This window comes from Rathayibacter sp. Leaf248 (assembly GCF_920939495.1).
Taxonomy (GTDB): Bacteria; Actinomycetota; Actinomycetes; order Actinomycetales; family Microbacteriaceae; genus Rathayibacter; species Rathayibacter caricis.
In genome coordinates this window covers 2,662,214-2,686,530 of record NZ_CAKLAV010000001.1, presented here as the reverse complement: position 1 = coordinate 2,686,530, position 24,317 = coordinate 2,662,214, and the positions used below count along the sequence as shown (strand labels likewise).

Sequence of the window (24,317 nt, the reverse complement as noted above, 5' to 3'; positions counted from 1 at the left end):
GTTCCACTGTCTCCGGATTACAAAGGCCTCCTGGCGCACTTCATCCGCGTAGAGCTGTAACGGGCCTATGTCCTCGTCGAGGATCCAGCCCCTGCGCCGCAGCCATTCAGCCGCATGCGCACCCCCGAGAGATACTCCGCGATGAGGCTTTCACAGGACCACCTTGTTCGAACCCGGACGGAGAACAGAGGTGACCGACCTCGCAGGTCGCCGTCGAGCTCGCCGCTCTCTCGCCCGATCTCGTCGAGGGGTCGTGCTGATCGGCCCCGTGGTGGATCCGGAACGCCCCGGAGCCGTCCGGCAGGGCCTCGCGCTTGACGACGACGCACTCCGCGACACCTCCCACGAGCACCTACCTCCCGGGTCAGGGCCCGACCGCCGCATCACTTGCGGCTCTCCGGTCATGCCCTCCGACCATCACCCGCATGCCGCCTGTGCGGGGGGTGACTAGACTTCGCAGGAACGGCGTCCCGTACATGGTGGAGCGTACGGGACGCGTCTCCTCCCAGCCCCCGAGGACGCAGACGCTCCTTGCTTCGGAGGGCCGTTCCATGCCCGAGAGCCGATACGTCGCAGCCCTCCGCAGCGCTGCCGAGGCCCAGGACTGGAGTCGCACCCTCGAACTCCTCGAGGCGTACTGGCCGCGTCTCGTGCACGTCCGCCAGGCCGAGCTGCTGGGGATCCTCGAGCTGATCCCGGAGAGCGTCCTGGACGAGCGCCCGCGGTGGATCCGGGCACGGGACTTCGTCCGCAGCCGCTCGAGCACCGCACCACCGGACGACGACGATCCTCACGGGCTCCCGGCCCTCACCTCCCGGATCATCGAGCTCCGGCACGCGGGCCGAGCCGCGGAGGCGCTTCCGCTCCTCGCGCAAGGCCGGAGCCTGGAGAACGCGACCTCGCAGGTCGAGACGTCCGGCGAGCGCTCCGAACGGCTCTACCAGTGGGCTCGCGCTCTCGAGGACATCGGCGAGACGAGCGACGCGCTCGACCTCTACGAGGACGCGGCCCTCGCGTCGGGGTCCGCACCGTCCGGCCGGATGCGCTCGCTCGCGGGCGGCGCCGCCGCCCTCCTCGCCGCGCTCCACGGCGAGCGGGCCCGAGCTCAGCGCTCTCTCGACGAATTCTGCGGGGGCGAGGAGGAGCCGCTCGGCGGCGGCGCCTCCGCGGCTCTCGCCCGGGCGCTCCTGCGCTTCGACGTCCTCGACCGCGAGGGGGCTCGCCGACTCGTCGCCGGGATCGATCCGACCACCGTCAGGCACCGCTGGGCGCACTACTTCCACGTCCGCGCGATCGTGGAGTGGGAGCAGCGATCGCGCGTTCTCGGAGCCGAGCTGGACACGCAGCTGAAGTCGCGACCGCTCTCGACGCTCTCCGTGATCGATGCCGGTTCCGTGCGGATCACGCGCTACCTCCTGCATGCCGCCGATGCTCGGACCCGTCGCGCAGCGGACGCACTGGGTTCCTCGACGTCGATGAGCACGATCCTCGACCACTTCATCACAGCCCTCAGGGCGTCCGTCCACACCCGCGAGGGACGCACCGCCGACGCCCGCCACCTCCTCGCCCGCCTCCGCACCGCCCGGCTCGCTCCCCGCGCCGAACTCCTGGCGCTCGTCGTCGGACCGGACCGCTCCCCCGATGACCTCGAGCGCATCGCCGCCCTTGCGGCCGAGCACGGCCTGTACTGGCTCCTCACTGTGCTCCCCGAGCAAGATCGGAGCGCGGTCTCGGCGCTACTCGCCCAGCACGAGCCGCTCATCGCCCCCGCGAGCGCCATCGAGCCGACTAGAGCCCTCTCTCCCCCGCTGCTGACCCCCCGGGAACAGGACGTCGCCCAGCGCGCCGCCCTCGGGGAATCGACCGCCGACATCGCCTCCGCCCTGCACGTGAGCCCCAACACGGTGAAGACCCAACTCCGCAGCGTCTACCGCAAGCTCGGCGTCTCCACCCGCGACGAGCTCTTCGCCGCGCTGCACTGACGGGCGCCCTGGTCGGCGAGCCGGCGCTGCCGACCGGGACGACGGAACGCACCCGGCGACGACGCGGGCCGACGACCCCTAGCCCAGCCACCGCCCCCGCGCATCCCCGCGCGCAGCATCCGCACGCTCCCTAGCCTGGGACGCATGCCCCACCGCGATCCCGCCGTCCACCACGAGGTCGACGGCGTGCAGCTGCGCTCCTACGCCGTCGGCCCGCTCGACGCGCCCCGGACCTTCGTGCTCCTGCACGGCATCGGGATGTCGCACCGCACGTTTTCGCGCCTGGTCGCTCCGCTTCGGCGGCACGGCCGGGTGGTCGCCGTCGACCTCGCGGGCTTCGGCGCCAACCGCTCGCCGAGGCGGCGGGTCGGCATCGCCGATCACGCCCGGTTCGTGGCACGGGTGCTCGAGGACCGCGGCGTCACCCGCGCGATCGCCGTCGGCCACTCGATGGGCACGCAGGTCGCGGTCGAGCTGGCCGCACTCGTCCCCGACGTCGTCGAGGGGGTCGTCCTCATCGGCCCCGTCGTCGATCCGCAGCGCCCCGGAGCCGTCCGGCAGGGCCTCGCGCTCGCCCGCGACTGCCTCGGCGAGCCGATCGGAGTCGACGCGCTGGTCTTCGTCGACTACCTGCGCGGAGGGATCGGCTGGTACCTGCGGCAGCTCCCGGAAATGCTGCACCACCCGATCGTCGAGCGGGCGGCCGTGCTCGCGCAGCCGGTGCTGATCGTCCGCGGCCACGACGACCCGATCGGCACGCGCGACTGGTGCACGCGGCTCGCCGACGCCTGCTCGGACGCCCGGGTGATCGAGCTCGGTCGCTCCCGCCACGTGGTTCCGCGCACCGAGCCCGAGGAGCTGGCCCGCGAGCTGGGGCGCTTCGCCGCCGCGATCGGGACACCCACCGCGGCTCCCGGCGAGTCGACCGCCGAGTCCTCCCCCGCGACGGCCCAAGTCGTCGAGGCCGTGCGGTGAACCGGATCGTCCGTGACGGCCTCTGGTGGATCCAGGACTACGCCTACGCCGTGGCCTGGCAGGTGCGCGGCGTCGTCTCCCGCCGCGCCCCCGACGACTACCTCGACGGCGACCGTCGGCCCGTGCTCGTCCTGCCCGGGATCTGGGAGACGTGGTCCTTCCTCCGCCCGATCATCGACCCGCTGCACCGGCGCGGTCATCCGCTGCACGTGCTCGACGACCTGGGCCGCAACGGCCGCCCGGTCGCCCGCACGGCGGAGGACGTCGCCGCCTACCTGAAGCGCCACGACCTGCGCGACGTGGTGATCGTCGCCCACAGCAAGGGCGGTCTGATCGGCAAGTACGTCATGAGCGAGCTCGACCCCGACGGCCGGGTCGACCGCATGGTCGCGGTCTCGACCCCGTTCGGCGGCTCGCGCTACGCGCCCTACCTCGTGCTGAAGAGCCTCCGCTCGTTCTCGCCGCGCGACGCCACGACGCTGCTGCTCGCCAGCCGGGCGGGAGCGAACGCACGCATCACCTCGGTCTTCGGCGTCTTCGACCCGCACATCCCCGAGGGCAGCATGCTCGAGGGCGCGGTGAACGTGCGGATCGAGACCGGCGGTCACTTCCGGATCCTCGGGAACCCCGAGACGCTCGCGGCCGTGATCGCCGCGGTGTCGGCCGAGGAGCGCGCCTGAGCGCCTACTCCTTCGCCGCCGACCGCCCCACGAAGTGCACGGAGCGGCGCCGCTCCGCCTCCTCGCGCACCTCCAGGTGCCGCACGACGAAGGCGCCCGCGAGGAACGCGTAGCCGACGCCCGACGCGACTCCCGCCGTGATCGAGAGCACCTGGAGCAGCAGCGCCAGCGTCGGCGACGACCCCTGGTACGGCCCCCACACGAACGGCGCGACGTCGATCAGCAGGATGCGCAGCGCTACGGCGACGAGGCCGATGACGAGCATCGCGCGCGAGGACAGCGTCGGGATCATGGGTCTCCTCAGGTCGTCGTCCCAGTCTCGTCCGCGCGCCCGGAGGAGTCGAGGGCCCTGTAGCGCGCGCTCCTCACCGGTCGCAAACCCCTACCCGTCCGGGGGCACCGAGCGGATGCTGGTGGCATGGCTCCTGCGCGCACGACCGGACCGACCGAGCTCCTCCTGGTGCGCCACGGCGAGAGCGTCGCCAACGTCGCCGCCAGCGCGGCCGAGGCCGAGGGTGCTCTCGAGATCGCGGTCGACCGGCGCGACGCCGACGTCGAGCTGTCCGAAGCCGGGCAGGAGCAGGCCCACGCGCTCGGACGCTGGCTCGGCGGGGAGGCGGCCCCGGTCTCGGCCTGGAGCTCGCCCTTCCTCCGCGCCTCGTCGACCGCGCACCTGGCCCTCGCCGAGGCCGGCCTCGACCTGCCGCTCCGGATCGACGAGCGCCTCCGCGACCGCGACCTCGGCATCGCCGACCGGCTGACCACCTCCGGGTTCCGCGCCCGCTACCCCGACGAGGCGGCGCGGAGGGAATGGCACGGCAAGTTCTACTACCGGCCGCCGGGCGGCGAGTCCTGGACCGACCTGGCGCTCCGGATGCGCTCCTTCCTCGACCACCTCGCCGCCGTTGCGCCGCCCGGACCCGCGGTGCTGTTCTGCCACGACGCCGTCGTGCTCATCACCCGCTACGTCTGCGAGGGGCTGTCCGAGCGCGAGCTCCTCGACATCGGCGCCTCCACCCCGGTGGCCAACGCGTCGGTGACGCGCCTGATCCGAGGCGACGACGGCTGGAGCGTCGAGCGCTTCTCGAGCACCGAGCACCTGGAGCGGACCGGCGCGCCGGTCACCCGGCACGACGACCGTGACGAAGGAGAGGGAGACCCGCATGAGTGAGGTCATCGACCGCGCACTGCTCGAGGGGCGCTGGCCGCTGCCCGAGCCCGGAGGATCGAAGCACGCCCGCGGAGACGTGGTCGTCGTCGGCGGCGCCAGGAAGACCCCCGGCGCCGCCCTGCTCGCGGGGATCTCGGCGCTGCGGGTCGGCGCGGGCCGCATCACGCTCTGCGTCGCCGAGTCCGTCGCCTCGGCCACCGCGGTGGCGCTCCCCGAGTGCGGCGTCGTCCCGCTGCAGGAGTCGCGGACCGGATCGATCACCGGCCGCGGGCTCGAGGCGCTCGAGGGCGAGCTCGCCTCGGCCGACGTCGCCCTGGTCGGACCGGGCCTGGACGACCCGAAGGCGACCGCCGCGACGCTGCGGGCCCTCGCTCCGCTGCTGCGGGACGTGCCCGCCGTGCACCTGGACGCGTTCCCGCTCGGCGTCCTGCCGGGCCAGAAGCGGGTCGCCCGCTCGCTCGCGGGACGGCTCCTGATGACTCCGAACACGGCCGAAGCCGAGCGGCTGCTCGGAGCGGAGATCGACGACGTCGAGACGGCCGCCGTCGCGATCGCGCGCCGCTACGAGGCGGTCGTGAGCCTGTTCAACGTCGTCGCGAGCCCGGACGGCGTGCTCGTGCACGCCGAGGGCGAGCACCCGGGCCTCGCGACGGCCGGGAGCGGCGACGTGCTCGCCGGCGCGACCGCGGGACTTCGCGCGCGAGGCCTCGACGGCGCCGGCGCGGCGGCCTGGGCGGTGCACCTGCACACCGAGGCCGACTCCCGCCTCACCGAGCGGAGCGGCGCGGCCGGCTACCTGGCGAGCGAGATCCCCGCCGAGTTCCCGCCCCTGCTGCGCGCCTGAGCCACCCCCTCCGAGACACCGCGGATCTCGATACGGCCGCGCCGCGGCCTACTCGATCAGCGAGGGCGACCGCTCAGAGCGCGACGTCCGCGACCGAGAACGCGACTCCCGGAGTGATCAGGATCGCCGTCTTGCGCGGCTCGCCCTCGCCCTGATTCACGATCAGCCAGCGCGACGCCTCGCCGTCGAGCGCCCGCTCCACATCGGCGCACACCTCCGCGGCGCTCGTATCGGTCAGGCTGTACGGCGATCCGCCGTAGATGATCTCGACACGCTTCACAGGATGGGCTCCTCGCTCGGGCGACTGCTTCCGTGCGGTTCCTCGCTGATGCGCAGACCGTGTGCGGTGTGCGAATCGGCCAGCAGCTGACGGATCCAGTCGGGGTTGATCGAGGGCGCGCGGCCCCCGTGGTACTTGAAGCGCAGCGGGATCGCGGGGTGCAGCCAGATCGAGGTGCGCCCGTCGCCGACCGCCTGAGAGTCCTTCCACGAGAAGTAGAAGGACTCGTTGCGCGACAGCTTCGAGCCGATGACGATCTGCAGGTGCGCCAGCAGGCGGTCGTCGAAGTCGGCCTCCAGAGTGGAGTCGTAGATCAGTCGGCCCATCAGGGCACTCTCCGTTCGGGCCGCGATGCTCGGCGGGGGCCGGGTGACGCCGGGGCAGCGCTCCCGCTCCGGTACTCGCGGCAGGAGCCGATCCTACCGAGGCGTCCTCGTGCGGCCACCTCAGCGCACCTCGTCGTCGTCGAACCCGGTGAAGACCAGGTCGGGCAGGTGCAGCGCGCTCTCGGAGTCCGCCGGCTCGGCGACCGGGTGCGAGACGCCCAGCCGCCCCGCCTCACGCGTCATCCGCGCCACGAGCTCCTCGTCCACGATCTCCTCGGCGTCGCTCTCCTCCGGCTCGCTGAGGAGCTGGCTGGCGGGGCCGATGAGCAGTGCCGCAGTGCCGAGCCCGCCGTCCTCGCGCCGGACGGGGATCTCGACCGCCGCGGATCCCCTCCCCAGCGCGAGCGCCTCGGCGTAGTGCACCAGCGACCGCGCGATGGCGCTGCCGGTCAGCACCGAGCTGCCCGCGTAGTGGATCCGTTCCATGGCCTCTTCCTACTCCTGTCCCGGATCGGGGGGCAGGAGTTGCGGGAGCGGCCTCGCCGTTGCTAGCGGAGCGCCTCGAGTCTCTCGTCGAGGCCGTCGCGCACCGCCGGCCACTCCTCGCGGAGGATCGAGTGCACGGCCGTGTCGCGCCACGATCCGTCGGCCCGCCGTTGATCGTGCCGCAGCACCCCCTCGAACGTCGCGCCCAGGCGGAGGATCGCGGCTCGCGACCGCGCGTTGGCCGCGTCGGCCTGCAGCTTCACCCGCGAGTAGCCGCTGTCGAACGCGAGGCCGAGCAGCAGCCGCTTCGTCTCGGGGTTCACCGCGGTGCCCCACACCTCGGGCGCGTAGGCGGTCCAGCCGAGGTGCGCCGCCTCGCGCGTCTCGTCGAAGTCGGCGAGCGCCGTCGCCCCGACCACCCGCTCGTCGACGAGGACGGCGCACGGCAGTCCCTCCCACGGGTAGTAGCGGCGGACGAAGGCGCTGAAGGCGGCCGGATCGGGATCGAGTCCCGCGGCTCCTCCTCCGTAGCCGCCGGCGAAGACCTCGGGGCGCGCGATCGCGGCGTGCAGGCCGTCGAGGTGCTCCTCGCCGAGCGGCTCGAGCACGACGATGCGGCCGACGAGGCGCACGGGGCCCGGGCGGCGCGGAGGGACGGGAGCGGAGTCGGTCACCCGGCCATTCTGGGTCCCCTCCGCCCCGGCGAGAGGTCCAAACCGCGTGCCAGCATGGGGTCCATGGCCGACTCCGCGCTGTTCGAGACCTCCGCCGCCGCCTTCGTCCGCCTGCTCGAGCGGATCCGCGACGACCAGTGGACGCTGCCCGCCCTCGGCGAGTGGGACGTCCGAGGGCTCGCCGGGCACACCTCGCGCGCGATCCTCACCGTCGAGGCGTACCTGGCCGCCCCGGAGCCGGCCGAGGCGACGGTGCCGGACGCGCTCGCGTACTACGGGGCCCTCGCCGGCAACATCGGCGACCCGGCGGCCGTCGCCCGGCGCGGAGTGGAGGCGGGCGCCGCTCTCGGCGACCGGCCCGCGGTGGTCGCGGCGGAGGCGCTGCGCCGCGCGTCAGCGCGTCTCGCCGAGCAGCCGCCCGGTCGGCTCGTCGCGGTGGGGCCGCACTCCCTCGCGCTCGACGAGTACCTCCGCACCCGCGTGCTCGAGCTGGTCGTGCACTCCGTCGACCTGTCGCGCGCGACGGGAGCGCCCCACGGGCTGCCCGGCCCCGCTGTCGAAGCGGCCTGCGCGCTGGCGGGGTCACTCGCGGCGAGGTCCGGGCGGGCGGAGGAGTTCCTCATGGCGGTCAGCGGCCGCGACGGGCTCCCGGCCGGCTTCTCGGTCGTCTGACCCCGGGCACACGAAAGGGCCGCCGCTCCGGATCCCTCCGGGCGACGGCCCTCCTGCACACCCGGCGCACCCTCGCTGACCGAGTAGGCCGCTCACGGCCGTATCGAGATCCGCATCCGCCCTACTGCCGGCGGAACCAGACCCCGCTCAGGCCACCGCGAGCGCGGCGACCGGTGAGACCGTCGTCGCCCGGCGGGCGGGCAGCACCGCCGAGACGACCGTGATCAGCACGCCGACGGCCACCACCGAGACGAGGACCCCCACCGGGATCGTCGGCGGCACGAGGCCGATGCCCTTCATCGAGCCGAAGATCGCGATCGCCCCGCTCCAGCCGTAGACGACGCCGAGCACGAGGCCCAGCAGCGCCGCGGCGAGCACCATCTGCGCAGCCTCGAGCACGACCATCCAGCGCACCTGCGAGCCCGTGAATCCGAGGGCGCGGAGCAGCCCCAGCTCGCGGCGCCGCTGCAGCACGCTGAGCGAGAGGGTGTTGACCATGCCGACCGCGGCCAGGAGCACCGAGAAGCCGAGCAGGACGCTCATGATCGCGGTGCTGACCGACACGAACTGGTCGAGCGCCGCGAAGAGCTCGGGCTCCATGTCCTCGGACATCCGCATGATCGTGGCGAAGGTCGCGGCGGCGACCGCGAACATCGTGACGAGCGTCACTCCGATCACCAGCCCGATGACCGCGCGGGCGCTGCGGGCGGGGTTCCTGATGGCGTTCGCCGAGGCGAGGCGGGCGACGGACCCGCCGCCGAACGCCCGGCCGACCAGCGAGGTCAGCGGAGGCAGGAGAACAGGGGCGCCGAGGATGACGCCCGTGAACGAGACCATGCCCCCGACGAGACCGAGCAGCACGCCGTACGGGCTCACCAGTCCGGCCACGACACCCGCGCCCAGGAGGACGAAGCCGAGCACGACGAACGCGATCGCGAGCGCGTTGCGTCCACGACGTCCGCGGAGCTCGTCGTAGCGCGGCTCCGCGGCGGATCCCGCGGCCTCGGCCGGCGAGACCGAGAGCACGCGCCGCGATCCGCCCCACGATGCGATCACGGTCGACGCGATCACCGCGGCGGCCGGCAGCACGAGGCCCGGCGAGACGAGCGGGTAGTCGATGCGCGAGAACGTGCCCGTGGCGAAGGCGAGCTCGGCGCCGGCCGCGACGAGCACGACGGCGGCGACGAGGCCGATGACCGCGCCGAGCACCCCCTGCACGAGGCCGTTCCGCACCACCTCGGCGCGCAGTGAGCGACCGGAGGCGCCCAGCAGTCGCAGCAGCGAGATCTCGCGGGTGCGCCCCGCGATGACGGTCGACACGGCGTTCGAGGTGACGATGCCGCCGACGAACACCGCGATGCCGAAGAACACCGCCCCGACGACTCCGAGGGTCGTCGCGGCCTGCTCGATGCCGTCGAGGCCGGCGTCCTGGAACGCGGCGACCATGTCGGCGACGACCATGACGAGCACGCCGCCGAACGCCGCAGAGAGGGCTGCGACCGTGACGATCGCTCCTCCGCCCTGGCGGGAGCCCGTGCGCACGCCGCTCACGCCGCCGCCTCCATCTCGAGCATCGCGCGCGAGACCTCCTCGGCGCTCATGCCGCGGCGGTCGTCGACGACGGCGCCGTCGCGGAGGAACACGATGCGGTCGGCGTACGCGGCCGCGATCGGGTCGTGGGTCACCATCGCGATCGACTGGCCGTACTCGCGGGTGGAGGCGCGCAGCAGCGTGAGGACCTCGCGGCCGGTGCGCGAGTCGAGGTTGCCGGTGGGCTCGTCGGCGAAGATCAGCTGCGGCCGGGTCGCGAGGGCGCGGGCGATGGCGACGCGCTGCTGCTGACCGCCCGAGAGCTCGTAGGGCCGGTGGGTGAGGCGCTCGCGCAGCCCGAGCGACTCGATGAGGCTGGCGATCCACGCCTCCTCGTCGGCGGTGACACGGCGGGCGTCGAGCTCGAACGGCAGGCGGATGTTGCCGCGCACGTCGAGCGTGGGGATCAGGTTGAACGCCTGGAAGACGAAGCCCACCTCGCGGCGGCGGAGCATCGTCAGCTCGGCGTCGCCGAGGCCGCTGATCTCGGTGTCGCCGAGGAACACGCGCCCGTCGGTCGCCGTGTCCAGGCCGGCGAGGACGTGCATGAGGGTGGACTTGCCGGAGCCGCTCGGACCCATGACGGCGGTGAATTCGCCGCGCTGGATCGAGAGGGTGACGCCGTCGAGGGCGACGACGGGGGGCGTGCTGCCGTACAGCTTGCGCACGTTCTCGACGCGCGCCACGACGGTGGAGGTCTGGTTCTGCATGTCCTCGACGCTACGGAGCGGGCCGCGTCGCGGGCGTCGCCCGAGGGTGGTCGCCCGGTCATCCCAGCGGGGGACCGGAGGTGGTCCTCTGTAGGGGCGGCCCCGGGTCAGCGAGGGCGGAGTCCGGCCCGGCGGAGCGCGAGGGCGGCGAGGGCCCGCGTCGCCCCGGGGTCGCCCGTGCGCCACCCGGGGACGGCGTCCGGGTGCGCCGCGAGGATCTCGCGCGGCGACGCCTCCGTCAGCGCACGCAGCGCCAGGAGCTCGGAACCCGCAGCCGTCGTCCCCAGCGCCCGGAGCTCGGCGGTTCGCCGAGCGAAGCGCAGTCGCGGACGCAGCCAGAGCACGGCCAGGAGCAGGAGCGGCAACCCGCCGACGGCCAGGCCCGCCACGATCGCGAGGGCTCCCGCGAGCTGCTGCTGGTCGCGACCCGCGGCGGCCAGCACGGAGCCGGCTCCGCTCGCCTCGTCGAAGGGCACGCGCACGGCGTCGCCGAGCAGCGGGATGCCGCCGAGCGTCGTCCCGGCGTCGGACATGGTGGAGCCGAAGCCGCTGCCCGCGCTCTCGAGGCGGCGTCCGATCTCGGCCAGCCCGGCGATCAGGCTGCCCACGGCGACGCCGGCCGCGATCGCGATCACGGCGACGGCGACCGCCAGGGCGTCGGCCGTGATCTGCCGCGCACGCACGGCGGGGAGGTCCGCGTAGATCTGCATCCGCCGATCATGCCGGGCCCGGGCCGAGGAACGCGCCCCCTTGCCGATCCGCTGGGGGAGGCGAGGTGTCGCCCTCCTGCTGATCGAGTAGCCCGCGCAGCGGGCGTATCGAGATCCGCGTGTCCCGGACGTGCCGGGACTCGATACGCGCCTGCGGCGCTACTCGATCAGTGGGGGGCGGCACTCAGTGGTCACTCGATGGCGTCTGCCGACTCCGCGGGGCCCGTTCCGGGTCGGCTCGGCGCGCAGGGCGACGGCGAGTGGGCGCGAGAAGGGGTCCAGCGGAGGCGCAGGGGCCGTCTCGCGGCGGTTCGCACCCTTGCTGATCGGAGTGGCCGCGCAGCGGCGTATCGAGCGGGGGGGGCGCCTTCGGTACCGACGCAGGGCGGGGAAGAAACGGATCTCCTGGGAGGCGTGGGTCTCGATACGCCCCTTCGGGGCTACTCGACCAGCAAGGAGGCGGGGTCTCTTCCCAGTAGATCCACCAGAGTCAGAAGGCCCGCTCAGGTCGCCGATCCGCTCGCGACGGCGGGTCTCGATACGCCCCTGCGGGGCTACTCGACCAGCGGAGAGTTCCCGCACCGCGGCGCCCGCGAGCGAGTCTGCCGCGGAGCGACGACGGGTGCGGGTCAGTCGAGGAGGTCGTGCAGGACGACGACCTGCTCGCGCTCGGGGCCGACTCCGATGGCCGAGAAGCGGGCGCCGCTCATCGCCTCGAGGGCGCGGACGTAGTCCTGCGCGGCCTGCGGGAGGTCGGCGAACGTGCGGCAGCCGGTGATGTCCTCCTGCCAGCCGGGGAACTCCTCGTAGATCGGCTTCGCGTGGTGGAAGTCGCTCTGCGAGACGGGGACCTCGTCGTGGCGCACGCCGTCGACGTCGTAGGCGACGCAGACGGGGATCGTCTCGAGGCCCGAGAGGACGTCGAGCTTGGTGAGGACGAAGTCGGTGACGCCGTTGATGCGCGCGGAGTAGCGGGCGATCGGGGCGTCGTACCAGCCGCAGCGGCGCGGGCGGCCGGTCGTGGTGCCGAACTCGAAGCCCTGCTTGCGGAGGTACTCGCCCCACTCGTCGAACAGCTCGGTCGGGAAGGGGCCCGCGCCGACGCGGGTCGTGTACGCCTTGATGACGGCGATGACGCGCTCGATGCGGTTGGGGGCGACTCCGGAGCCGGTGGCGGCTCCTCCGGAGGTCGCGTTCGAGGACGTGACGAACGGGTAGGTGCCGTGGTCGACGTCGAGCATGGTGGCCTGGCCGGCCTCGAAGAGCACGGTCTTGCCGGCGTCGAGCGCCTGGGCGAGCACGAGCGAGGTGTCGGCGACCATGGGGCGCAGGCGCTCGGTGTACTGCAGCAGATCCTCCATGACCTGCTCGACGAGGATCGCGCGGCGGTTGTAGACCTTCACCAGCAGGTGGTTCTTCTGGTCGAGGGCGCCCTCGACCTTCTGACGGAGGATGTTCTCGTCGAAGAGGTCCTGGATCCGGATGCCGACGCGGTTGATCTTGTCGGCGTACGCGGGGCCGATGCCGCGGCCCGTGGTGCCGATCTGGCGCTTGCCGAGGAACCGCTCCGTCACCTTGTCGAGGGTGCGGTGGTAGCTCGTGATGACGTGGGCGTTGGCGCTGACGAGCAGCTTCGAGACGTCGACGCCGCGGGCGCTCAGCGCCTCGAGCTCGTGGAAGAGCACTTCGATGTCGACGACGACGCCGTTCGCGATGACGGGGACGACGCCCGGCGTCAGGATGCCCGAGGGGAGCAGGTGCAGCGCGTACTTCTCGTCGCCCACGACGACGGTGTGGCCGGCGTTGTTGCCGCCGTTGAACTTGACCACGTAGTCGACGCGGCTGCCGAGGAGGTCTGTGGCGCGTCCCTTGCCCTCGTCGCCCCACTGGGCGCCGGTGATGACGATTGCTGGCATGGCGTGTCCTTCTCGACGGGGAGTGGGCGCCCGGCCCGTTTCGGGTCCACCGGGCCTCGGCGGGCCGGCCCGGCATCGAGATGCCGCTTCTGCGCGACCAGCCGCTCGATTCTAGCGGAGCGGCTCCGGGGGTGCTCAGGAGGCGGAGGGGATGCATCGCCGAGCAATGCTCTCGAATCCGACACACGGCGTTCACACATCCGGCCTAGGTTCGAAGACGTTCACTCTCCACCCATCACGCGAACAGGACACCGATGCGCCGATACCGCGCTGCCAGCCTCCTCGTCGTCGCCGCCCTCGGAGCGGCCACCGTCGCCCCCTCGGCGGCAGCGGCCACCGTCGACGACGGCCTCGAGCTCACCCTCGTCTCGACGACCGACACCCACGGACACGTCTACAACTGGGACTACTTCGCGAACGCGCCCTACGAGGGCGAGGACACCCTCGGCCTCACGCGCGTCGCGACCGAGGTCGACCGCCTGCGCGCCGAGAAGGGCGACGAGTCCGTCCTCGTCTTCGACAACGGCGACGCGATCCAGGGCACCCCGCTCACCTACTACTACGGCCTGGGCGACGGAGCCGCGGGCGTCCTCGCGGGCGAGACGACGCATCCGATGGCCGCCGCGTTCAACACGATCGGCTACGACGCGCAGGTCGTCGGCAACCACGAGTACAACTACGGCCTCGACATGCTCAGCTCCTACGAGGGCGATCTGAACGCCCCGCTGCTGGGCGCGAACGTCGTCGACGTCGCCACCGGCGAGCCGTACCACGAGCCCTACACGCTGATCGAGCGCGAGATCGACGGCGAGACCGTCACCGTCGGCGTCCTCGGCCTCGTCACCCCGGGCGTCCGCGTCTGGGACAAGCAGTACGTCGACGGCGTGCTCGAGTTCCGCGACATGGTCGAGACCGCGAAGGAGTGGGTGCCGAAGGTGCAGGCCGAGGCCGACGTGGTCGTCGTGCTCGCGCACACCGGTCAGGGCACCGTCGCCGACGCCGACTACGACCCGGCCGACCTCAACGAGGACGTCGTCAACAACATCGCGACGCAGGTCCCCGGCATCGACGTGCTCGTCGCCGGGCACAGCCACCAGGACGTGCCGCAGACGCTCTACACGAACGTCGCCGGCGAGCAGGTGCTCGTCACTCAGCCCTACTACTGGGCGCAGGGCCTGACCGAGGTCACGCTGAACCTCGTGCCCGATGCGGCCGGCGACCTGCAGGTCGACTGGTCGGCGGGCGAGGCGCCGGTCGCCGAGGCCGTCTACGCGCGCGACATCCCGGAGGAGTCGACCGCTGTGCTCGACGCGCTCGCCGAGGCGCACACGACGACCATCGACTACGTGAACACCCCCGTCGCGGAGTCGGTCGAGGAGCTCTCGGCCGAGACCTCGCGCTACGAGGACACCCCGATCATCGACTTCATCAACTCCGTGCAGGCCGAGACGGTCGACGCCGCGCTCGAGGGTACGGAGTGGGCGGACGTCCCGGTGATCTCGCAGGCGTCGCCGTTCTCGCGCACCGCGGTCTTCCCGAAGGGGCAGGTCACGATCCGCGACATCGCGGGCCTCTACATCTACGAGAACACCCTGCGCGGAGTGGAGATGACCGGTGCCGAGGTGCGCGAGTACCTCGAGTTCTCGGCCCGGTACTTCAACCAGGTCGCGCCCGGCGCACCGTTCGACCCGGCCACGGGAACGAACGCGATCACCGAGGACCGCCCGACGGGCATCCCGGACTACAACTACGACGCGCTCTCGGGCCTGGACTACGTGATCGACATCTCGCAGCCCGCGGGATCCCGCATCCGTGATCTCGCCCTGCTCGACGGCACCCCGGTCGCCGACGACGACGTGTTCGTGATGGCGGTCAACAACTACCGTCAGAGCGGCGGAGGCGCCTATCCGGCCGTCGCCGCGGCTCCGCTGGTCTACGACGAGCGGCTCGAGATCCGCCAGCTGCTCATCGACTGGGCGACCGCGCGCGGAGTGATCGACCAGGCCGACTTCTTCGACGCGAACTGGTCGCTCACCTCGGTCGCGGCTCCCGTCGCGCCCGCCCCGACCGAGCCGGGCACCCCCGCGCCGACCGAGCAGCCCACGGCCGCTCCGTCGCCGCAGCCCACGGCCACGGCGGCGCCGGTCGCCGGAGGCGGGAACTCGGGCTCGCTCGCGCACACCGGCTCCGACGCGGCCGGCTTCGCGGGCGCCGCGCTCCTGCTGCTGCTCTCGGGAGCGGCGCTGACGATCCTGCGGCGCCGCCGCACGGCGTAGCGAGCGCCGCGCCCCGCGGGCTCCCTCCGCGGGAGCACCTCCGGCTCGTGGAATCGCGTTCGGCTCGCGGAATCGTCCTGATTCCGCGAGCCGGACGTCGTTCTGCGGGCCGGACGTGAGGCCGGCGTACCGAGCCGCCTCAGCGGCGGGCGACGATGCGCTCGGTGCCCGTCCACGTCGGCAGGGGACCGTAGCCGTCGCGGACGACGGAGACGACGGCCGCGGCGATCGCCCAGACGATCAGGGCGGCGAGGACGATGAGGAAGACCATGGCGAACTCCTTCGCATTCGGGCGCTCTCTGCGCCGATCACGACGATCCGCGTAAGACCCCGCCGGCCGCATCGGGCGATCGCCCTATCCCTCCCGATCCCCGCCGTTCCGCGGATCGGGACGCACGTTCCACCCGGGTGGCACCGCTCAGCGCCCCGGGATCCACGGGGCGGGACTCGTCCAGCCGCGCCCGCGCTCCTCCTCCGCTCGTCGGATGAGGCGATCGCCCGATGCGCCGCCGCGCACTCCCGCGGGAGCCTCCTCTCACGCCCGATGAGAGGACCGAGATGATGCTGAGCGACCACTCCTTCCCCGCGCTGCTCGAGGAGCGCGAGCGCCGCCTCGCGCAGGACCTCGAGCGCGAGCGGCTGCGCCGGGAGCGCGCTGCGGAGACCTGCCGACCGCCCCTGATCAGCCGCCTCCTGCCCGTGCTCCGCCGCGGTCCCGCCCGCCTCTGAACGACTCCGCCGCGTTCCGGTCGAGCACCGGCGCGAAACCGACATCGCGCGTCGCGGAGCCCCTCCGGTGTCCGTGCCCGGTGGCACCATGACTCCCATGCCGATCCCGCCCTCCCCGTCCGTCCTCGTCGGTCGTGACGACGACCTCGCGGCCCTGCGGCGCGCCTACGAGCGGATGCTCGTCCAGGGTGCGCGCGCGGTGGTCGTCGGCGGCGAGGCCGGCATCGGCAAGAGCAGGCTCGTCGCCGAGTTCGTGCAGCGGCTGCCGCCCGAGGCCCTGGTGCTCCGTGGGCAGTGCGTCGATCTCGACCGCGACGCGCCTCCCTACGCGCCGATCACCGCGCCGCTGCGCGAACTGGCGCGCGTGGTGGGGCCGGAGGAGCTCGCCGCGCTGGCGGGCGCCTCGGTCGAGGGGCTGCGCATCCTGCTCCCCGAGCTGCCCGGGAGCGGCGAGCCGGCCGCGGCCGCCCCGCCCGTCCTCGAAGCGGTCACCGTCGCCCTCGAGGCGGCGTCGCGCGTGCGTCCGATCGTGCTGGTCGTGGAGGACCTGCACTGGGTCGATCCGGCGACGCTCGGAGTGCTGCGCTTCCTCGTGCGCGTCGCGACCGCCGGCCGGATCCTCGTGGTCCTCACCTTCCGCAGCGATCAGCTGCGCCGCGGCGATCCCCTGCGCGCCTGGCTGCCCGAGCTCGAGCGGAGCGACCGGGTGCAGCGGCGCGAGCTCGCCCGGCTCGACCGTCGCGGCGTCGAGGCGATGGTCGCGTCCCTCCGCGGTGCCGCGGTCGCTCCGCGCGATCTCGCGCTCGTCGTCGAGCGGACGGAGGGGGTGCCCTTCTTCGTCGAGGAGTTCGCGCGCGCCGAGGCGGCGACGGTGCCCGAGTGCTACCCCGAGTCGCTGCGCGACGTCCTGCTCGCCCGGTACGAGGGGCTCAGCGAGCCGACGCAGAAGATCCTGCGCACGCTCTCGGCGGGCGGCACCTGCGTCGAGCACGACCTCATCACGGTGGTGCACGGCGACGCCGACTCGGTCGAGACCGCGGCGCGCGAGGCCATCGCCGGCGGGGTGCTCGTCGTCGACGGCAGCAGCTACAGCTTCCGGCACGCCCTCGTGCGCGACGCCATCCACGACGAGCTGCTGCCCGGCGAGCGGGTGCGAGCGCACACCTGCTACGCCGAGGCGCTCGAGTCGCGGGGCCCCTCCGCCGCGTCCGAGATCTCGTACCACTGGATGGCCGCCCACGACGCCGAGCGGGCGTTCGCCTCCTCGCTCGATGCCATGGCGCACGCGCGCGCCTCCTTCGCCCACGCGCTCGCCGCCCGCATGGGCGAGCGGGCGCTCGAGCTGTGGGAGCAGGTGCTGCCCGAGGCCCGCGGGCGCGACCGGGCCGAGCTCCTCGGCTCGACCGCGCACCACTTCCGCGACGCGGGGGAGAGCGAGCGGGCGGTCGCCCTGGTCGACGAGGCGCTGGCGATCGAGGGCCTGGGCGCCCCTTGCCGGGCGACCCTCCTGCGCGACAAAGCGTCCTACCTCGCGAACCTCGGCCAGGTCGGCTCCGTCGCCCTGCTGCGCGAGGCGCTCGCCCTGCTCGAGGGCGGGGAGCCGAGTGCCCTGCGCGCACGGATCCTCGGCGAGCTGGCCGCCCGGCTGATGCTCGAGGCCGATCTCGTCGAGGCGGTCGCGGTCGCCGACGCGGCGGCCGCCGAGGCCGAGGCGGTCGGGTCGCAGGGGCGCCGGAGCGTCGCGGCGAACATCCGCGGCATGGCGCTCGTCGAGCTCGGCCGGATCGACGAGGGGCTGGAGCAGCTGGAGCTGGCCGGCGCGCTCGCGGGCGAGGACGACTCCGCTCGGCTGCGCTACTGGCTCAACCTCTCGGACGCGCTCTCGCTCCTCGGGCGGTTCCGCGAGGCGGTGGCCGCGGGCGAGCAGGGCGCCGAGCACGCCCGTCGGCACGGGGTCGCGCGCACGCTCGGCGCGATGCTGATGGCCAACACGGCCGACGCCCTCGCCTCGACCGGCGAGTGGCGCCGCGCCGAGGAGCTGCTCGACCGCGCGCTCGAGCTCGACGCTCCGCTGGGGTTCGCGGCCCACCTCCAGCGCCGCAAGATCTGGACGGTCCTCTGGCGCGGGGACCGGGCGCAGGCGGCGTCCCTCCTGGCCCGCTGGCGGCAGCCGCTGAGCCGTCAGCTGCGCACCGAGCGGCTCTCGCTCGTGGGCCTGGCGAAGGTCGCCGGAGCGATCGCGCTCGAGAACGGCGACGTCGCGGGCGCGTGGGCCGAGGTCCGCGACGCGATCGGTCCCGAGCACCGGCCGCTCCCCTCCGCCGATCTCTTCCTGCTCGTCGTCGTGGCCCGCATCGTGGCCGCCGCGCGTCGCGAGGGCGTCGTGCTCCTCGACGCGCAGGGCGAGCGGATCGACGCGGAGGCGCGGCTGCGCGAGATCCTCGCGACGGCGGCCCGGTGGCCGACGGGCGCCGCCCTGATCGCCGTGATCGAGGCGGAGCTGGGAGGCGCCTCGGGAACGGGGGACGACCCCCGCGCCTGGGCGGTCGCCGCCCGGGCGAACGAGGCCGACACGGCGGAGGTGCACCTGCTCCCCTATTCGCGGCTCCGCCTCGCCGAGGCGCTGGCGGCCGTCGGCCGGCGCGACGAGGCCGAGCGGGAGGCGCAGGAGGCGCGGATCGTGGCCGAGCGGGCCGGCCTGGGGCTCCTCGTCGACGCCGTCGACCGCTTCGAGCGCCGACTCGGCCGTGACGCGGGGGCGGGTTCCGGAGGCGCGTCCGGCTCGGGCGCACTCGGCACCGAGCCGTTGACGGACCGCGAGCGGCAGGTCCTCGCGCTCGTGGCGCAGGGGCTCGGCAACCGCGCCATCGCCGAGGAGCTCTTCATCAGCGTCAAGACGGCGAGCGTGCACGTCTCGAACATCCTCCGCAAGCTCGGCGCGGCCACCCGCACCGAGGCGGCGTACCTCGCCCGGAGGTCGGGCGGCTGAGCCGCCCCGCGCGACCTCAGACGCGGCGCCGCCGGGAGCGCCAGGCCGCGAACGCCCCGGTCGACCAGAGCGCCCAGATCACCAGCAGCGGCTGGAAGACGAGCCGGATCGCCCGCGCGGCGTCCGTCTCGAGGCCGAAGGCCGACGTCCGGGTGACGAGCTGCGAGACGTTGCCCGGGAACACCGCCACGAAGAACGCCGCGACCACGACTCCGACGACCACCCGCCACCGCGCCAGCAGCACGAGCGCCAGCCCCAGCGCGATCTCGACCACCCCCGACGCGACGACCACGGTGTCGGGATCGAACGGGAGCCACGGCGGCACCTGCGCCTGGAAGGACTGCCGCGCGAAGGTCAGGTGGCCGACCCCCGCGGTGACGAGCACGAGACCCAGGAGGATCCGGGCGATCGTGCGGGGCACGGAGCGGCCTGCTGCGCGAGAGGAGGACGGAGAGGCGGGCATGCCCCCAGTCTGCGCTCGCCGACCCGTCGGACGCGCACGCGAGCGGCTCCGGAGACCGCCGGACGCGCGTTCCCGCGCCGCCCCGTATCCTCGTAACCGCCCCGTCCGCAGACCGTGAAACGAGAAGTATGAGCACCCTGCCCCGCCTGATGGCCTTCGACCTCGACGACACCCTCGCCGCCTCGAAGTCCCCCGTCGACCCGGCGATGGCCGACCTCCTCGTCCGCCTGCTGAAGGCGACCGAGGTCTGCATCATCTCGGGCGGGCAGATCGGCCAGTTCCGGATGCAGGTGCTCGACCGCCTCGAGGGCGCCGACCCCGAGGCGCTCGCCAAGCTCCACCTCATGCCCACCTGCGGCACGCAGTACTACCGCTTCGAGAACGGCGACTGGGCGCAGGTCTACGCCGAGAACCTCACCGAGGACGAGAAGTCCCGCGCCCTCGCCGCCGTCGAGGAGAAGGCGAAGGAGCTCGGCTACTGGGAGTCCGAGACCTGGGGCCCGATCCTCGAGGACCGCGAGTCGCAGATCACGTTCTCGGCCCTCGGCCAGGCCGCGCCCGTGCCCGTCAAGCAGGCCTGGGACCCGACCGGAGAGAAGAAGAACACCCTCCGCGAGGCCGTCCAGGCCGTGCTGCCCGACCTCGAGGTGCGCTCCGGCGGCTCCACCTCGGTCGACATCACCCGCAAGGGCATCGACAAGTCCTACGGCATGAACAAGCTCACCGAGCTCACCGGCATCCCGCTCGACGACATGATCTTCGTCGGCGACCGCCTCGACCCCGACGGCAACGACTACCCGGTCAAGGCCATGGGCGTCGAGTGCTTCGCGGTCGAGGGCTGGCACGACACCGCCGCGTACCTGGAGTCGTACGGCATCTGATCCGCGGCATCCGGACCGCTCCGCGGGGCCCTCTGCTCCGGCAGGGGGCCTCGCGTCGTCCGGGCGAGGGCCGCTGCCGGGGTCACGCGGGCGCCTCTGCAGGGGTGACGCGGGCAGCCGACCGGCCTAGCATCGGAGGCAGCCACCGCGGACGCCCGCTGGACGCGCCTCCGCACCGCCCCGACCGAGGGAGTAGCGACATGAGCACGGACGAGATGATGAAGGCCATGCCGATGGCCGACGCCGCGACGATGGACACGACCGCGATGCAGGCCTGCATCGACGCGTGCTCCGCCTGCCTCCAGGCCTGCACGATGTGCTCCGACGCGATGTCGTCGATGGACGGCATGGGCCGGTGCGCGTCGATGTGTGCCACCTGCGCCGACGTCTGCCTCGCGATGATGCGCATGATGATGCGGCCGGCGAGCATGGACGCCGCCGTGCTGCGTCCGATGCTCGAGGCGTGCATCGCCGTGTGCCGCGCCTGCATGGCCGAGTGCTCCTCCCACGCCGAGATGAGCGAGACCTGCCGTCTGTGCGCGATGGCCTGCGAGGACTGCGCCTCGGCGTGCGAGGCGATGCTGGCGACCCTGCCGGCCTGGCCGGCGCTGCGAGACGGGCCGTCGCTCCGCTAGGGCCTGGTGAACACGATCTCGCGTGCTCCGCTCGTCCTGATCGCACGATCTGCGGCGTCGGGAATCTCGACCACTGCCCGCAGTGGCCTTCGCTTCCCTCCTTGCAGCTCGCACGATCAGGCCGTGCTCGCGACGGCGATCTCTTGTTCACCAGGCCCTAGCCGCGGGCGACGCTGATCTGCTGCGCGCCAGCCGTCAGCACGCCGTAGCGCGCGTGGAACGACACCGGAGCACCCGCGGCGAGCGCCGTCGCGGCATGATGCCAGACGCGCTCGGTCGCGCCCGACTCCCAGAGCACGAGCTCGATCCAGCCCTCGTCGTCGACCGAGGCGACGATCGCGTCGACCCGGCCCTGCGGAGTGGCGCGCGCCAGCCGCAGCTGCAGTGCGCCGAGTCCGTGGCCGGCCCGGTCGTGCACGCACATCGCGCCGCGCTCGCAGGCGGTGTCGACCGTCGTCTGCAGGCGGGTGCGGGGTGGCATGGCGCGTCCTCTCGTGGGGTGGTCCCCGCCACGGTAGGCGCGCACTCGGAGTCCCGCATCCGAGGGCGTCACACGGCGCAACAGCGCGTCAGCCGTCCTCGGACAGCGAGCCGCTCGAGGTGCCGTCGAGGGACAGCCGGACGCGGCGCGGCAGCTTCGCGACGATGATCGCGAGCGACTCCTGCACCAGCTCGGCGGCCAGGCCCGGATCGACGCGGGCGAGGTCGACCGTGACCCAGTGCGTCTTGTTGAGGTGGTACCCCGGATCCACGCCGTCGACCCCCGCGACGAGGTGCACCACGTTCTCGGGCAGCGCCTTCACGCTGATGCAGGCGCGGCCGCGCAGCTCGGACTCGAGCGCGAACACCTTGCCGCCGACCTTCCACACCCGCGTGCCGGGGCCGAACGGGAAGCCGGGCTCCGCTCCGGGGAGGTCGGTCAGCAGCTGCTCGAGCGCGTCGGGATCCACGGAGCCAGTGTGCCGCGGGCGACGCACGGGCGCATCCCGCGATCGGGCCGGTCGGTAGACTCGCCGGGTCGATCGAGCAGCCAGCGGAGCGCCTCCGCTTTCGGTCGGCCGGAATCGGAACCCGCATGCCTGACTCCCCGGCACCCTCCTCCCCGAGCCCTGCGGCCGCGCCGCGATCGGCGCTCGGACGCGCCGCCGGGCGGTACTCCCGCGCGTTCGCGGTGCCCGGATCGCTCGCGTTCTCCTCCTCGGGCTGGTTCGGACGGTTCCCCAAGGGCAGCCTCGCGATCGGCGTGCTGGTGCTCGTCACCGAGGTCTCGGGCAGCTACGCGCTCGGCGGAGCCGTCTCGGGCACGCTGACGCTCTCGCTGGCCGCCGCGGGGCCGGTCTGGTCGCGGGTGATGGACCGCTGGGGACAGCGGCGCGCACTCGCCCTGTCGCTCCCGGTGCTCGTCGCGGCGTCGCTCGGACTCGTCGCCGCCGTGCTGCTCGGCGCGCCGGTCTGGAGCTGGTTCGCCCTCGCGGTCCTCGCCGGACTCGCCGTGATCGATATCGGCTCTGCCGTGCGCTCGCGGTGGAGCGCCGCGACGTCGGACCCCGGGCTGCGGCACACCGCCTACTCGGTCGAATCGGTGGCCGACGAGGCGGCGTTCGTCGTCGCTCCGCCGGTCGTGACCCTGCTCGCCTCCCTCGTGCATCCGGCGGCGGGCGTGCTCGTGGGCCTCGCGATCGGAGTGATCGGGAGCGGCTCGCTGCTCGCGCAGGTGCGGACGCAGCCCCCGCTCGCGGTGCGCTCCCCCGCAGGCAGGGCGGTGCCCGTGCGCCTGCCCGCGGCACTGATCGGGGTGGTCGCCGTGTTCGCGACGATCGGAGGCGTCTTCGGCTCGTTCAACGTGGCCGCGATCGCGACGGCGGAGGCCGCCGGTGCGGATGCCGCGTCGGGCCTCCTGCTGTCGGTCTACAGCATCGGCAGCGTGCTCACCGGAGTCGTCGTCGGCGCCGCGCACTTGCCCGGCAGCCCGCTCTCGCGCTTCGTCGTCGCGGGTGTCGCGTTCGGCGTCGTCGTGCCCGTGCTGGTCTTCTCGGGCTCCCTGCCCGTCCTCGCCGTGCTCGCGTTCCTCGCGGGCCTCGCGACCTCCCCGCTCCTCATCACCGGCTCGAGCCTCGTCGAGACGATCTCCCCCCGCGCCCGCCTCACCGAGGCCCTGGCCTGGCCCCCCACCGGCCTCGCGATCGGAGTGACCGCCGGCTCCTCCCTCAGCGGCCTCGCCGTCGAGTCCCTCGGCCCCCAGTCCGGCTTCACCGTCACCGCCGCCTCCGCCGCCCTCGGCGCCCTCCTGACCCTGGCCACCGCCGCGTCCCTCCGCCGCCGCTGAGGGCCCGCGTCGGTCAGGTCTCACGGACGAGGCCTGCACAGCTGAGGCTGAGCACGACGATCGGCCGGAATCCGTCCGCGTCGTCGCGTCCAGCCTTACTCGCGAGGCTGCAGCGTCCCGTCCGGAAGACGTGGGTCTCGATACGCCGCTCCGCGGCTACTCGACCAGCAAGGGGCGGCTCGCCGTCCCGCCCCGCTCGTGCCGCAGGCACGGCACCTCCCGCTCGTGCCGCAGGCACGGCACCTCCCGCTCGTGCCGCAGGCACGGCACCTCCCGCTCGTGCCGCAGGCACGGCACCTCCCGCTCGTGCCGCAGGCACGGCGCCTCCCGCTCTCCAGAAGGTGGCTGATCGGCGTCCGGTTGCGGTGATCGCAAGGCGGAGGAGGGAGTCGTAGCGGGAGCTACGGCGACCGACGACAACGCCGCGAGCGCCGTGACCGGGCGCCGATCAGTCCTCGCCGAGGATGACTATGGCGGCGGTGGGGGGTAACGCGTCCTCGTGGTACCGCTCGATCTCGGGGATGGCGGCCGGGTCGGCCTGCTGGAGGAAGGTGGTGAGGCGCTGGACCTCGTCGGTCTCGCCGATCGATTCGGCGGCGCGGCGGAGGGCGTAGAGGGCGAGGAGGAAGCCGCGGTTGGGGCCGTGGCGCCAGGGGATGGGGCCTTGTCCGCGCCAGCCGGCGGTGCGGAGGAGGTCGAGGCCGCGGTGGTAGCCGACGCGGGCGTAGGCGTAGGACGGCAGGGCCGCGTCGATGCCCCAGACGCTGTCGGCGAGGAGTGCCCAGGCCAGCGGGGAGCGCGGGTGGGCGGCGGCGAGGGCGGCGAATTCGACGGCTCCCGGGGTCGCGTGCTTCGCGAGGGCCGCGGTGACCGCGGGGTCCTCGGGGAGGAGGGTCGGTTCGGGGCCCAGCAGGTTCTCGCCGTTCATGTCTTCAGGCTAACCCCGTCCTCCTGGGGCGTCACCGTGGAGGCCACTTGATCTTGCACAGTAGTGTGCAACTT

The 24,317-nt window shown here is 73.4% G+C and carries 26 protein-coding genes; 12 read left to right on the top strand and 14 right to left on the bottom strand.

Annotation, left to right across the window (positions count from 1 at the left end; genetic code table 11):
• Nucleotides 1–551: 551 nt before the first annotated feature.
• The 3 genes from LRG51_RS12800 to LRG51_RS12790 all read left to right on the top strand — a co-directional run bounded on the left by LRG51_RS12800 (nt 552) and on the right by LRG51_RS12790 (nt 3,637).
• The gene (locus LRG51_RS12800) at nt 552–1,982 is read left to right on the top strand and encodes a helix-turn-helix transcriptional regulator (RefSeq protein ID WP_230673032.1); all 1,431 of its coding nucleotides are present in this window, start codon (nt 552–554) and stop codon (nt 1,980–1,982) included.
• 144 nt (nt 1,983–2,126) lie between these two features.
• On the top strand, nt 2,127–2,957 hold the full coding sequence (locus LRG51_RS12795; RefSeq protein ID WP_230673031.1) for an alpha/beta fold hydrolase: 831 nt from the start codon (nt 2,127–2,129) through the stop codon (nt 2,955–2,957).
• On the top strand, nt 2,954–3,637 hold the full coding sequence (locus LRG51_RS12790; protein ID WP_230673030.1) for an esterase/lipase family protein: 684 nt from the start codon (nt 2,954–2,956) through the stop codon (nt 3,635–3,637). The genes LRG51_RS12795 and LRG51_RS12790 overlap by 4 nt, the downstream gene beginning before the upstream one ends.
• Nucleotides 3,638–3,641: 4 nt before the next feature.
• On the opposite strand, the gene LRG51_RS12785 is transcribed toward LRG51_RS12790, so the two are convergent.
• A complete protein-coding gene (locus tag LRG51_RS12785; RefSeq protein WP_055794232.1) occupies nt 3,642–3,929 on the bottom strand; it encodes a hypothetical protein in 288 nt (95 codons plus the stop codon).
• A gap of 126 nt (nt 3,930–4,055) precedes the next feature.
• On the opposite strand from LRG51_RS12785, the gene LRG51_RS12780 reads away from it, so the two are divergent.
• Complete coding sequence (locus LRG51_RS12780) at nt 4,056–4,808, top strand: histidine phosphatase family protein (protein ID WP_230673029.1); 753 nt, start codon at nt 4,056–4,058, stop codon at nt 4,806–4,808.
• Nucleotides 4,801–5,652, top strand: a complete 852-nt coding sequence (locus LRG51_RS12775; RefSeq protein WP_230673028.1) for an ADP-dependent NAD(P)H-hydrate dehydratase — start codon at nt 4,801–4,803, stop codon at nt 5,650–5,652. The genes LRG51_RS12780 and LRG51_RS12775 overlap by 8 nt, the downstream gene beginning before the upstream one ends.
• Nucleotides 5,653–5,725: 73 nt before the next feature.
• Here LRG51_RS12775 and LRG51_RS12770 read toward each other — a convergent pair whose 3' ends face one another.
• The 4 genes from LRG51_RS12770 to LRG51_RS12755 form a co-directional block, all read right to left on the bottom strand.
• Complete coding sequence (locus tag LRG51_RS12770) at nt 5,726–5,932, bottom strand: hypothetical protein (RefSeq protein WP_230673027.1); 207 nt, start codon at nt 5,930–5,932, stop codon at nt 5,726–5,728.
• A complete protein-coding gene (locus LRG51_RS12765) occupies nt 5,929–6,258 on the bottom strand; it encodes a DUF7882 family protein (protein WP_055794224.1) in 330 nt (109 codons plus the stop codon). Before LRG51_RS12765 ends, LRG51_RS12770 begins: the two co-directional genes overlap by 4 nt.
• 120 nt (nt 6,259–6,378) lie before the next feature.
• Nucleotides 6,379–6,744, bottom strand: coding sequence for a hypothetical protein (locus tag LRG51_RS12760; protein ID WP_230673026.1), 366 nt, complete (start codon nt 6,742–6,744; stop codon nt 6,379–6,381).
• A 62-nt stretch (nt 6,745–6,806) separates the two neighbouring features.
• The gene (locus LRG51_RS12755) at nt 6,807–7,418 is read right to left on the bottom strand and encodes a GNAT family N-acetyltransferase (protein WP_230673025.1); all 612 of its coding nucleotides are present in this window, start codon (nt 7,416–7,418) and stop codon (nt 6,807–6,809) included.
• Between the two features lie 63 nt (nt 7,419–7,481).
• Here LRG51_RS12755 and LRG51_RS12750 point away from each other — a divergent pair, with 63 nt between their 5' ends.
• Nucleotides 7,482–8,090 (top strand): maleylpyruvate isomerase family mycothiol-dependent enzyme, encoded by a 609-nt coding sequence (locus tag LRG51_RS12750; protein ID WP_230673024.1) that lies wholly within the window; start codon nt 7,482–7,484, stop codon nt 8,088–8,090.
• 147 nt (nt 8,091–8,237) lie between these two features.
• Here the strand turns inward: LRG51_RS12750 and LRG51_RS12745 are convergent, their stop codons facing one another.
• The 4 genes from LRG51_RS12745 to LRG51_RS12730 all read right to left on the bottom strand — a co-directional run bounded on the left by LRG51_RS12745 (nt 8,238) and on the right by LRG51_RS12730 (nt 13,016).
• Nucleotides 8,238–9,641 carry an ABC transporter permease gene (locus tag LRG51_RS12745; protein WP_230673023.1) on the bottom strand — a complete coding sequence of 468 codons (1,404 nt, stop codon included), beginning with the start codon at nt 9,639–9,641 and terminating at the stop codon, nt 8,238–8,240.
• Nucleotides 9,638–10,390, bottom strand: a complete 753-nt coding sequence (locus LRG51_RS12740; RefSeq protein ID WP_230673022.1) for an ABC transporter ATP-binding protein — start codon at nt 10,388–10,390, stop codon at nt 9,638–9,640. The genes LRG51_RS12745 and LRG51_RS12740 overlap by 4 nt, the downstream gene beginning before the upstream one ends.
• 107 nt (nt 10,391–10,497) lie before the next feature.
• Nucleotides 10,498–11,100 (bottom strand): hypothetical protein, encoded by a 603-nt coding sequence (locus LRG51_RS12735; RefSeq protein ID WP_230673021.1) that lies wholly within the window; start codon nt 11,098–11,100, stop codon nt 10,498–10,500.
• A 629-nt stretch (nt 11,101–11,729) separates the two neighbouring features.
• Nucleotides 11,730–13,016 carry an adenylosuccinate synthase gene (locus LRG51_RS12730; RefSeq protein ID WP_055794202.1) on the bottom strand — a complete coding sequence of 429 codons (1,287 nt, stop codon included), beginning with the start codon at nt 13,014–13,016 and terminating at the stop codon, nt 11,730–11,732.
• Nucleotides 13,017–13,270: 254 nt separating this feature from the next.
• Here LRG51_RS12730 and LRG51_RS12725 point away from each other — a divergent pair, with 254 nt between their 5' ends.
• Nucleotides 13,271–15,292 carry a bifunctional metallophosphatase/5'-nucleotidase gene (locus tag LRG51_RS12725; RefSeq protein WP_230673019.1) on the top strand — a complete coding sequence of 674 codons (2,022 nt, stop codon included), beginning with the start codon at nt 13,271–13,273 and terminating at the stop codon, nt 15,290–15,292.
• A gap of 139 nt (nt 15,293–15,431) precedes the next feature.
• Here LRG51_RS12725 and LRG51_RS19525 read toward each other — a convergent pair whose 3' ends face one another.
• The gene (locus LRG51_RS19525; protein WP_268966587.1) at nt 15,432–15,563 is read right to left on the bottom strand and encodes a hypothetical protein; all 132 of its coding nucleotides are present in this window, start codon (nt 15,561–15,563) and stop codon (nt 15,432–15,434) included.
• Nucleotides 15,564–15,850: 287 nt separating this feature from the next.
• Here LRG51_RS19525 and LRG51_RS12720 point away from each other — a divergent pair, with 287 nt between their 5' ends.
• Both LRG51_RS12720 and LRG51_RS12715 read left to right on the top strand, forming a co-directional pair.
• On the top strand, nt 15,851–16,021 hold the full coding sequence (locus LRG51_RS12720; RefSeq protein ID WP_157603207.1) for a hypothetical protein: 171 nt from the start codon (nt 15,851–15,853) through the stop codon (nt 16,019–16,021).
• 97 nt (nt 16,022–16,118) lie between these two features.
• Entirely contained in the window at nt 16,119–19,010 is a 2,892-nt protein-coding gene (locus LRG51_RS12715; RefSeq protein WP_230673017.1) for an ATP-binding protein, read from the top strand.
• 16 nt (nt 19,011–19,026) lie between these two features.
• Here LRG51_RS12715 and LRG51_RS12710 read toward each other — a convergent pair whose 3' ends face one another.
• On the bottom strand, nt 19,027–19,473 hold the full coding sequence (locus tag LRG51_RS12710) for a DoxX family protein (protein ID WP_230673015.1): 447 nt from the start codon (nt 19,471–19,473) through the stop codon (nt 19,027–19,029).
• 128 nt (nt 19,474–19,601) lie between these two features.
• Between LRG51_RS12710 and LRG51_RS12705 the strand changes: the two genes are divergently transcribed.
• Nucleotides 19,602–20,354, top strand: coding sequence for an HAD-IIB family hydrolase (locus LRG51_RS12705; RefSeq protein ID WP_230673013.1), 753 nt, complete (start codon nt 19,602–19,604; stop codon nt 20,352–20,354).
• A 200-nt stretch (nt 20,355–20,554) separates the two neighbouring features.
• Complete coding sequence (locus tag LRG51_RS12700; protein WP_230673012.1) at nt 20,555–20,989, top strand: hypothetical protein; 435 nt, start codon at nt 20,555–20,557, stop codon at nt 20,987–20,989.
• A 157-nt stretch (nt 20,990–21,146) separates the two neighbouring features.
• Here the strand turns inward: LRG51_RS12700 and LRG51_RS12695 are convergent, their stop codons facing one another.
• The gene (locus LRG51_RS12695; protein WP_230673010.1) at nt 21,147–21,470 is read right to left on the bottom strand and encodes a hypothetical protein; all 324 of its coding nucleotides are present in this window, start codon (nt 21,468–21,470) and stop codon (nt 21,147–21,149) included.
• An 88-nt stretch (nt 21,471–21,558) separates the two neighbouring features.
• Complete coding sequence (locus tag LRG51_RS12690; protein ID WP_230673008.1) at nt 21,559–21,939, bottom strand: MmcQ/YjbR family DNA-binding protein; 381 nt, start codon at nt 21,937–21,939, stop codon at nt 21,559–21,561.
• 125 nt (nt 21,940–22,064) lie between these two features.
• Here LRG51_RS12690 and LRG51_RS12685 point away from each other — a divergent pair, with 125 nt between their 5' ends.
• Nucleotides 22,065–23,315: an MFS transporter gene (locus LRG51_RS12685; protein ID WP_230673007.1), complete on the top strand. Its 1,251-nt coding sequence runs from the start codon at nt 22,065–22,067 to the stop codon at nt 23,313–23,315.
• Between the two features lie 448 nt (nt 23,316–23,763).
• Here LRG51_RS12685 and LRG51_RS12680 read toward each other — a convergent pair whose 3' ends face one another.
• Nucleotides 23,764–24,243, bottom strand: coding sequence for a DUF3151 domain-containing protein (locus LRG51_RS12680; protein ID WP_107573848.1), 480 nt, complete (start codon nt 24,241–24,243; stop codon nt 23,764–23,766).
• Nucleotides 24,244–24,317 lie beyond the last annotated feature (74 nt).

Excerpts from the sequence above, each read along its gene's own strand:
- LRG51_RS12795 (WP_230673031.1), top strand. The coding sequence starts at position 2,127 with ATGCCCCACCGCGATCCCGCCGTCCACCACGAGGTCGACGGCGTGCAG.
- LRG51_RS12750 (WP_230673024.1), top strand. The coding sequence starts at position 7,482 with ATGGCCGACTCCGCGCTGTTCGAGACCTCCGCCGCCGCCTTCGTCCGC.
- LRG51_RS12710 (WP_230673015.1), bottom strand. The coding sequence starts at position 19,473 with ATGCCCGCCTCTCCGTCCTCCTCTCGCGCAGCAGGCCGCTCCGTGCCC.
- LRG51_RS12785 (WP_055794232.1), bottom strand. The coding sequence starts at position 3,929 with ATGATCCCGACGCTGTCCTCGCGCGCGATGCTCGTCATCGGCCTCGTC.
- LRG51_RS12680 (WP_107573848.1), bottom strand. The coding sequence starts at position 24,243 with ATGAACGGCGAGAACCTGCTGGGCCCCGAACCGACCCTCCTCCCCGAG.
- LRG51_RS12730 (WP_055794202.1), bottom strand. The coding sequence starts at position 13,016 with ATGCCAGCAATCGTCATCACCGGCGCCCAGTGGGGCGACGAGGGCAAG.
- LRG51_RS12765 (WP_055794224.1), bottom strand. The coding sequence starts at position 6,258 with ATGGGCCGACTGATCTACGACTCCACTCTGGAGGCCGACTTCGACGAC.
- LRG51_RS12685 (WP_230673007.1), top strand. The coding sequence starts at position 22,065 with ATGCCTGACTCCCCGGCACCCTCCTCCCCGAGCCCTGCGGCCGCGCCG.
- LRG51_RS12780 (WP_230673029.1), top strand. The coding sequence starts at position 4,056 with ATGGCTCCTGCGCGCACGACCGGACCGACCGAGCTCCTCCTGGTGCGC.
- LRG51_RS19525 (WP_268966587.1), bottom strand. The coding sequence starts at position 15,563 with ATGGTCTTCCTCATCGTCCTCGCCGCCCTGATCGTCTGGGCGATCGCC.
- LRG51_RS12700 (WP_230673012.1), top strand. The coding sequence starts at position 20,555 with ATGAGCACGGACGAGATGATGAAGGCCATGCCGATGGCCGACGCCGCG.
- LRG51_RS12725 (WP_230673019.1), top strand. The coding sequence starts at position 13,271 with ATGCGCCGATACCGCGCTGCCAGCCTCCTCGTCGTCGCCGCCCTCGGA.
- LRG51_RS12740 (WP_230673022.1), bottom strand. The coding sequence starts at position 10,390 with ATGCAGAACCAGACCTCCACCGTCGTGGCGCGCGTCGAGAACGTGCGC.
- LRG51_RS12800 (WP_230673032.1), top strand. The coding sequence starts at position 552 with ATGCCCGAGAGCCGATACGTCGCAGCCCTCCGCAGCGCTGCCGAGGCC.
- LRG51_RS12775 (WP_230673028.1), top strand. The coding sequence starts at position 4,801 with ATGAGTGAGGTCATCGACCGCGCACTGCTCGAGGGGCGCTGGCCGCTG.
- LRG51_RS12735 (WP_230673021.1), bottom strand. The coding sequence starts at position 11,100 with ATGCAGATCTACGCGGACCTCCCCGCCGTGCGTGCGCGGCAGATCACG.
- LRG51_RS12760 (WP_230673026.1), bottom strand. The coding sequence starts at position 6,744 with ATGGAACGGATCCACTACGCGGGCAGCTCGGTGCTGACCGGCAGCGCC.
- LRG51_RS12720 (WP_157603207.1), top strand. The coding sequence starts at position 15,851 with ATGATGCTGAGCGACCACTCCTTCCCCGCGCTGCTCGAGGAGCGCGAG.
- LRG51_RS12705 (WP_230673013.1), top strand. The coding sequence starts at position 19,602 with ATGAGCACCCTGCCCCGCCTGATGGCCTTCGACCTCGACGACACCCTC.
- LRG51_RS12715 (WP_230673017.1), top strand. The coding sequence starts at position 16,119 with ATGCCGATCCCGCCCTCCCCGTCCGTCCTCGTCGGTCGTGACGACGAC.
- LRG51_RS12695 (WP_230673010.1), bottom strand. The coding sequence starts at position 21,470 with ATGCCACCCCGCACCCGCCTGCAGACGACGGTCGACACCGCCTGCGAG.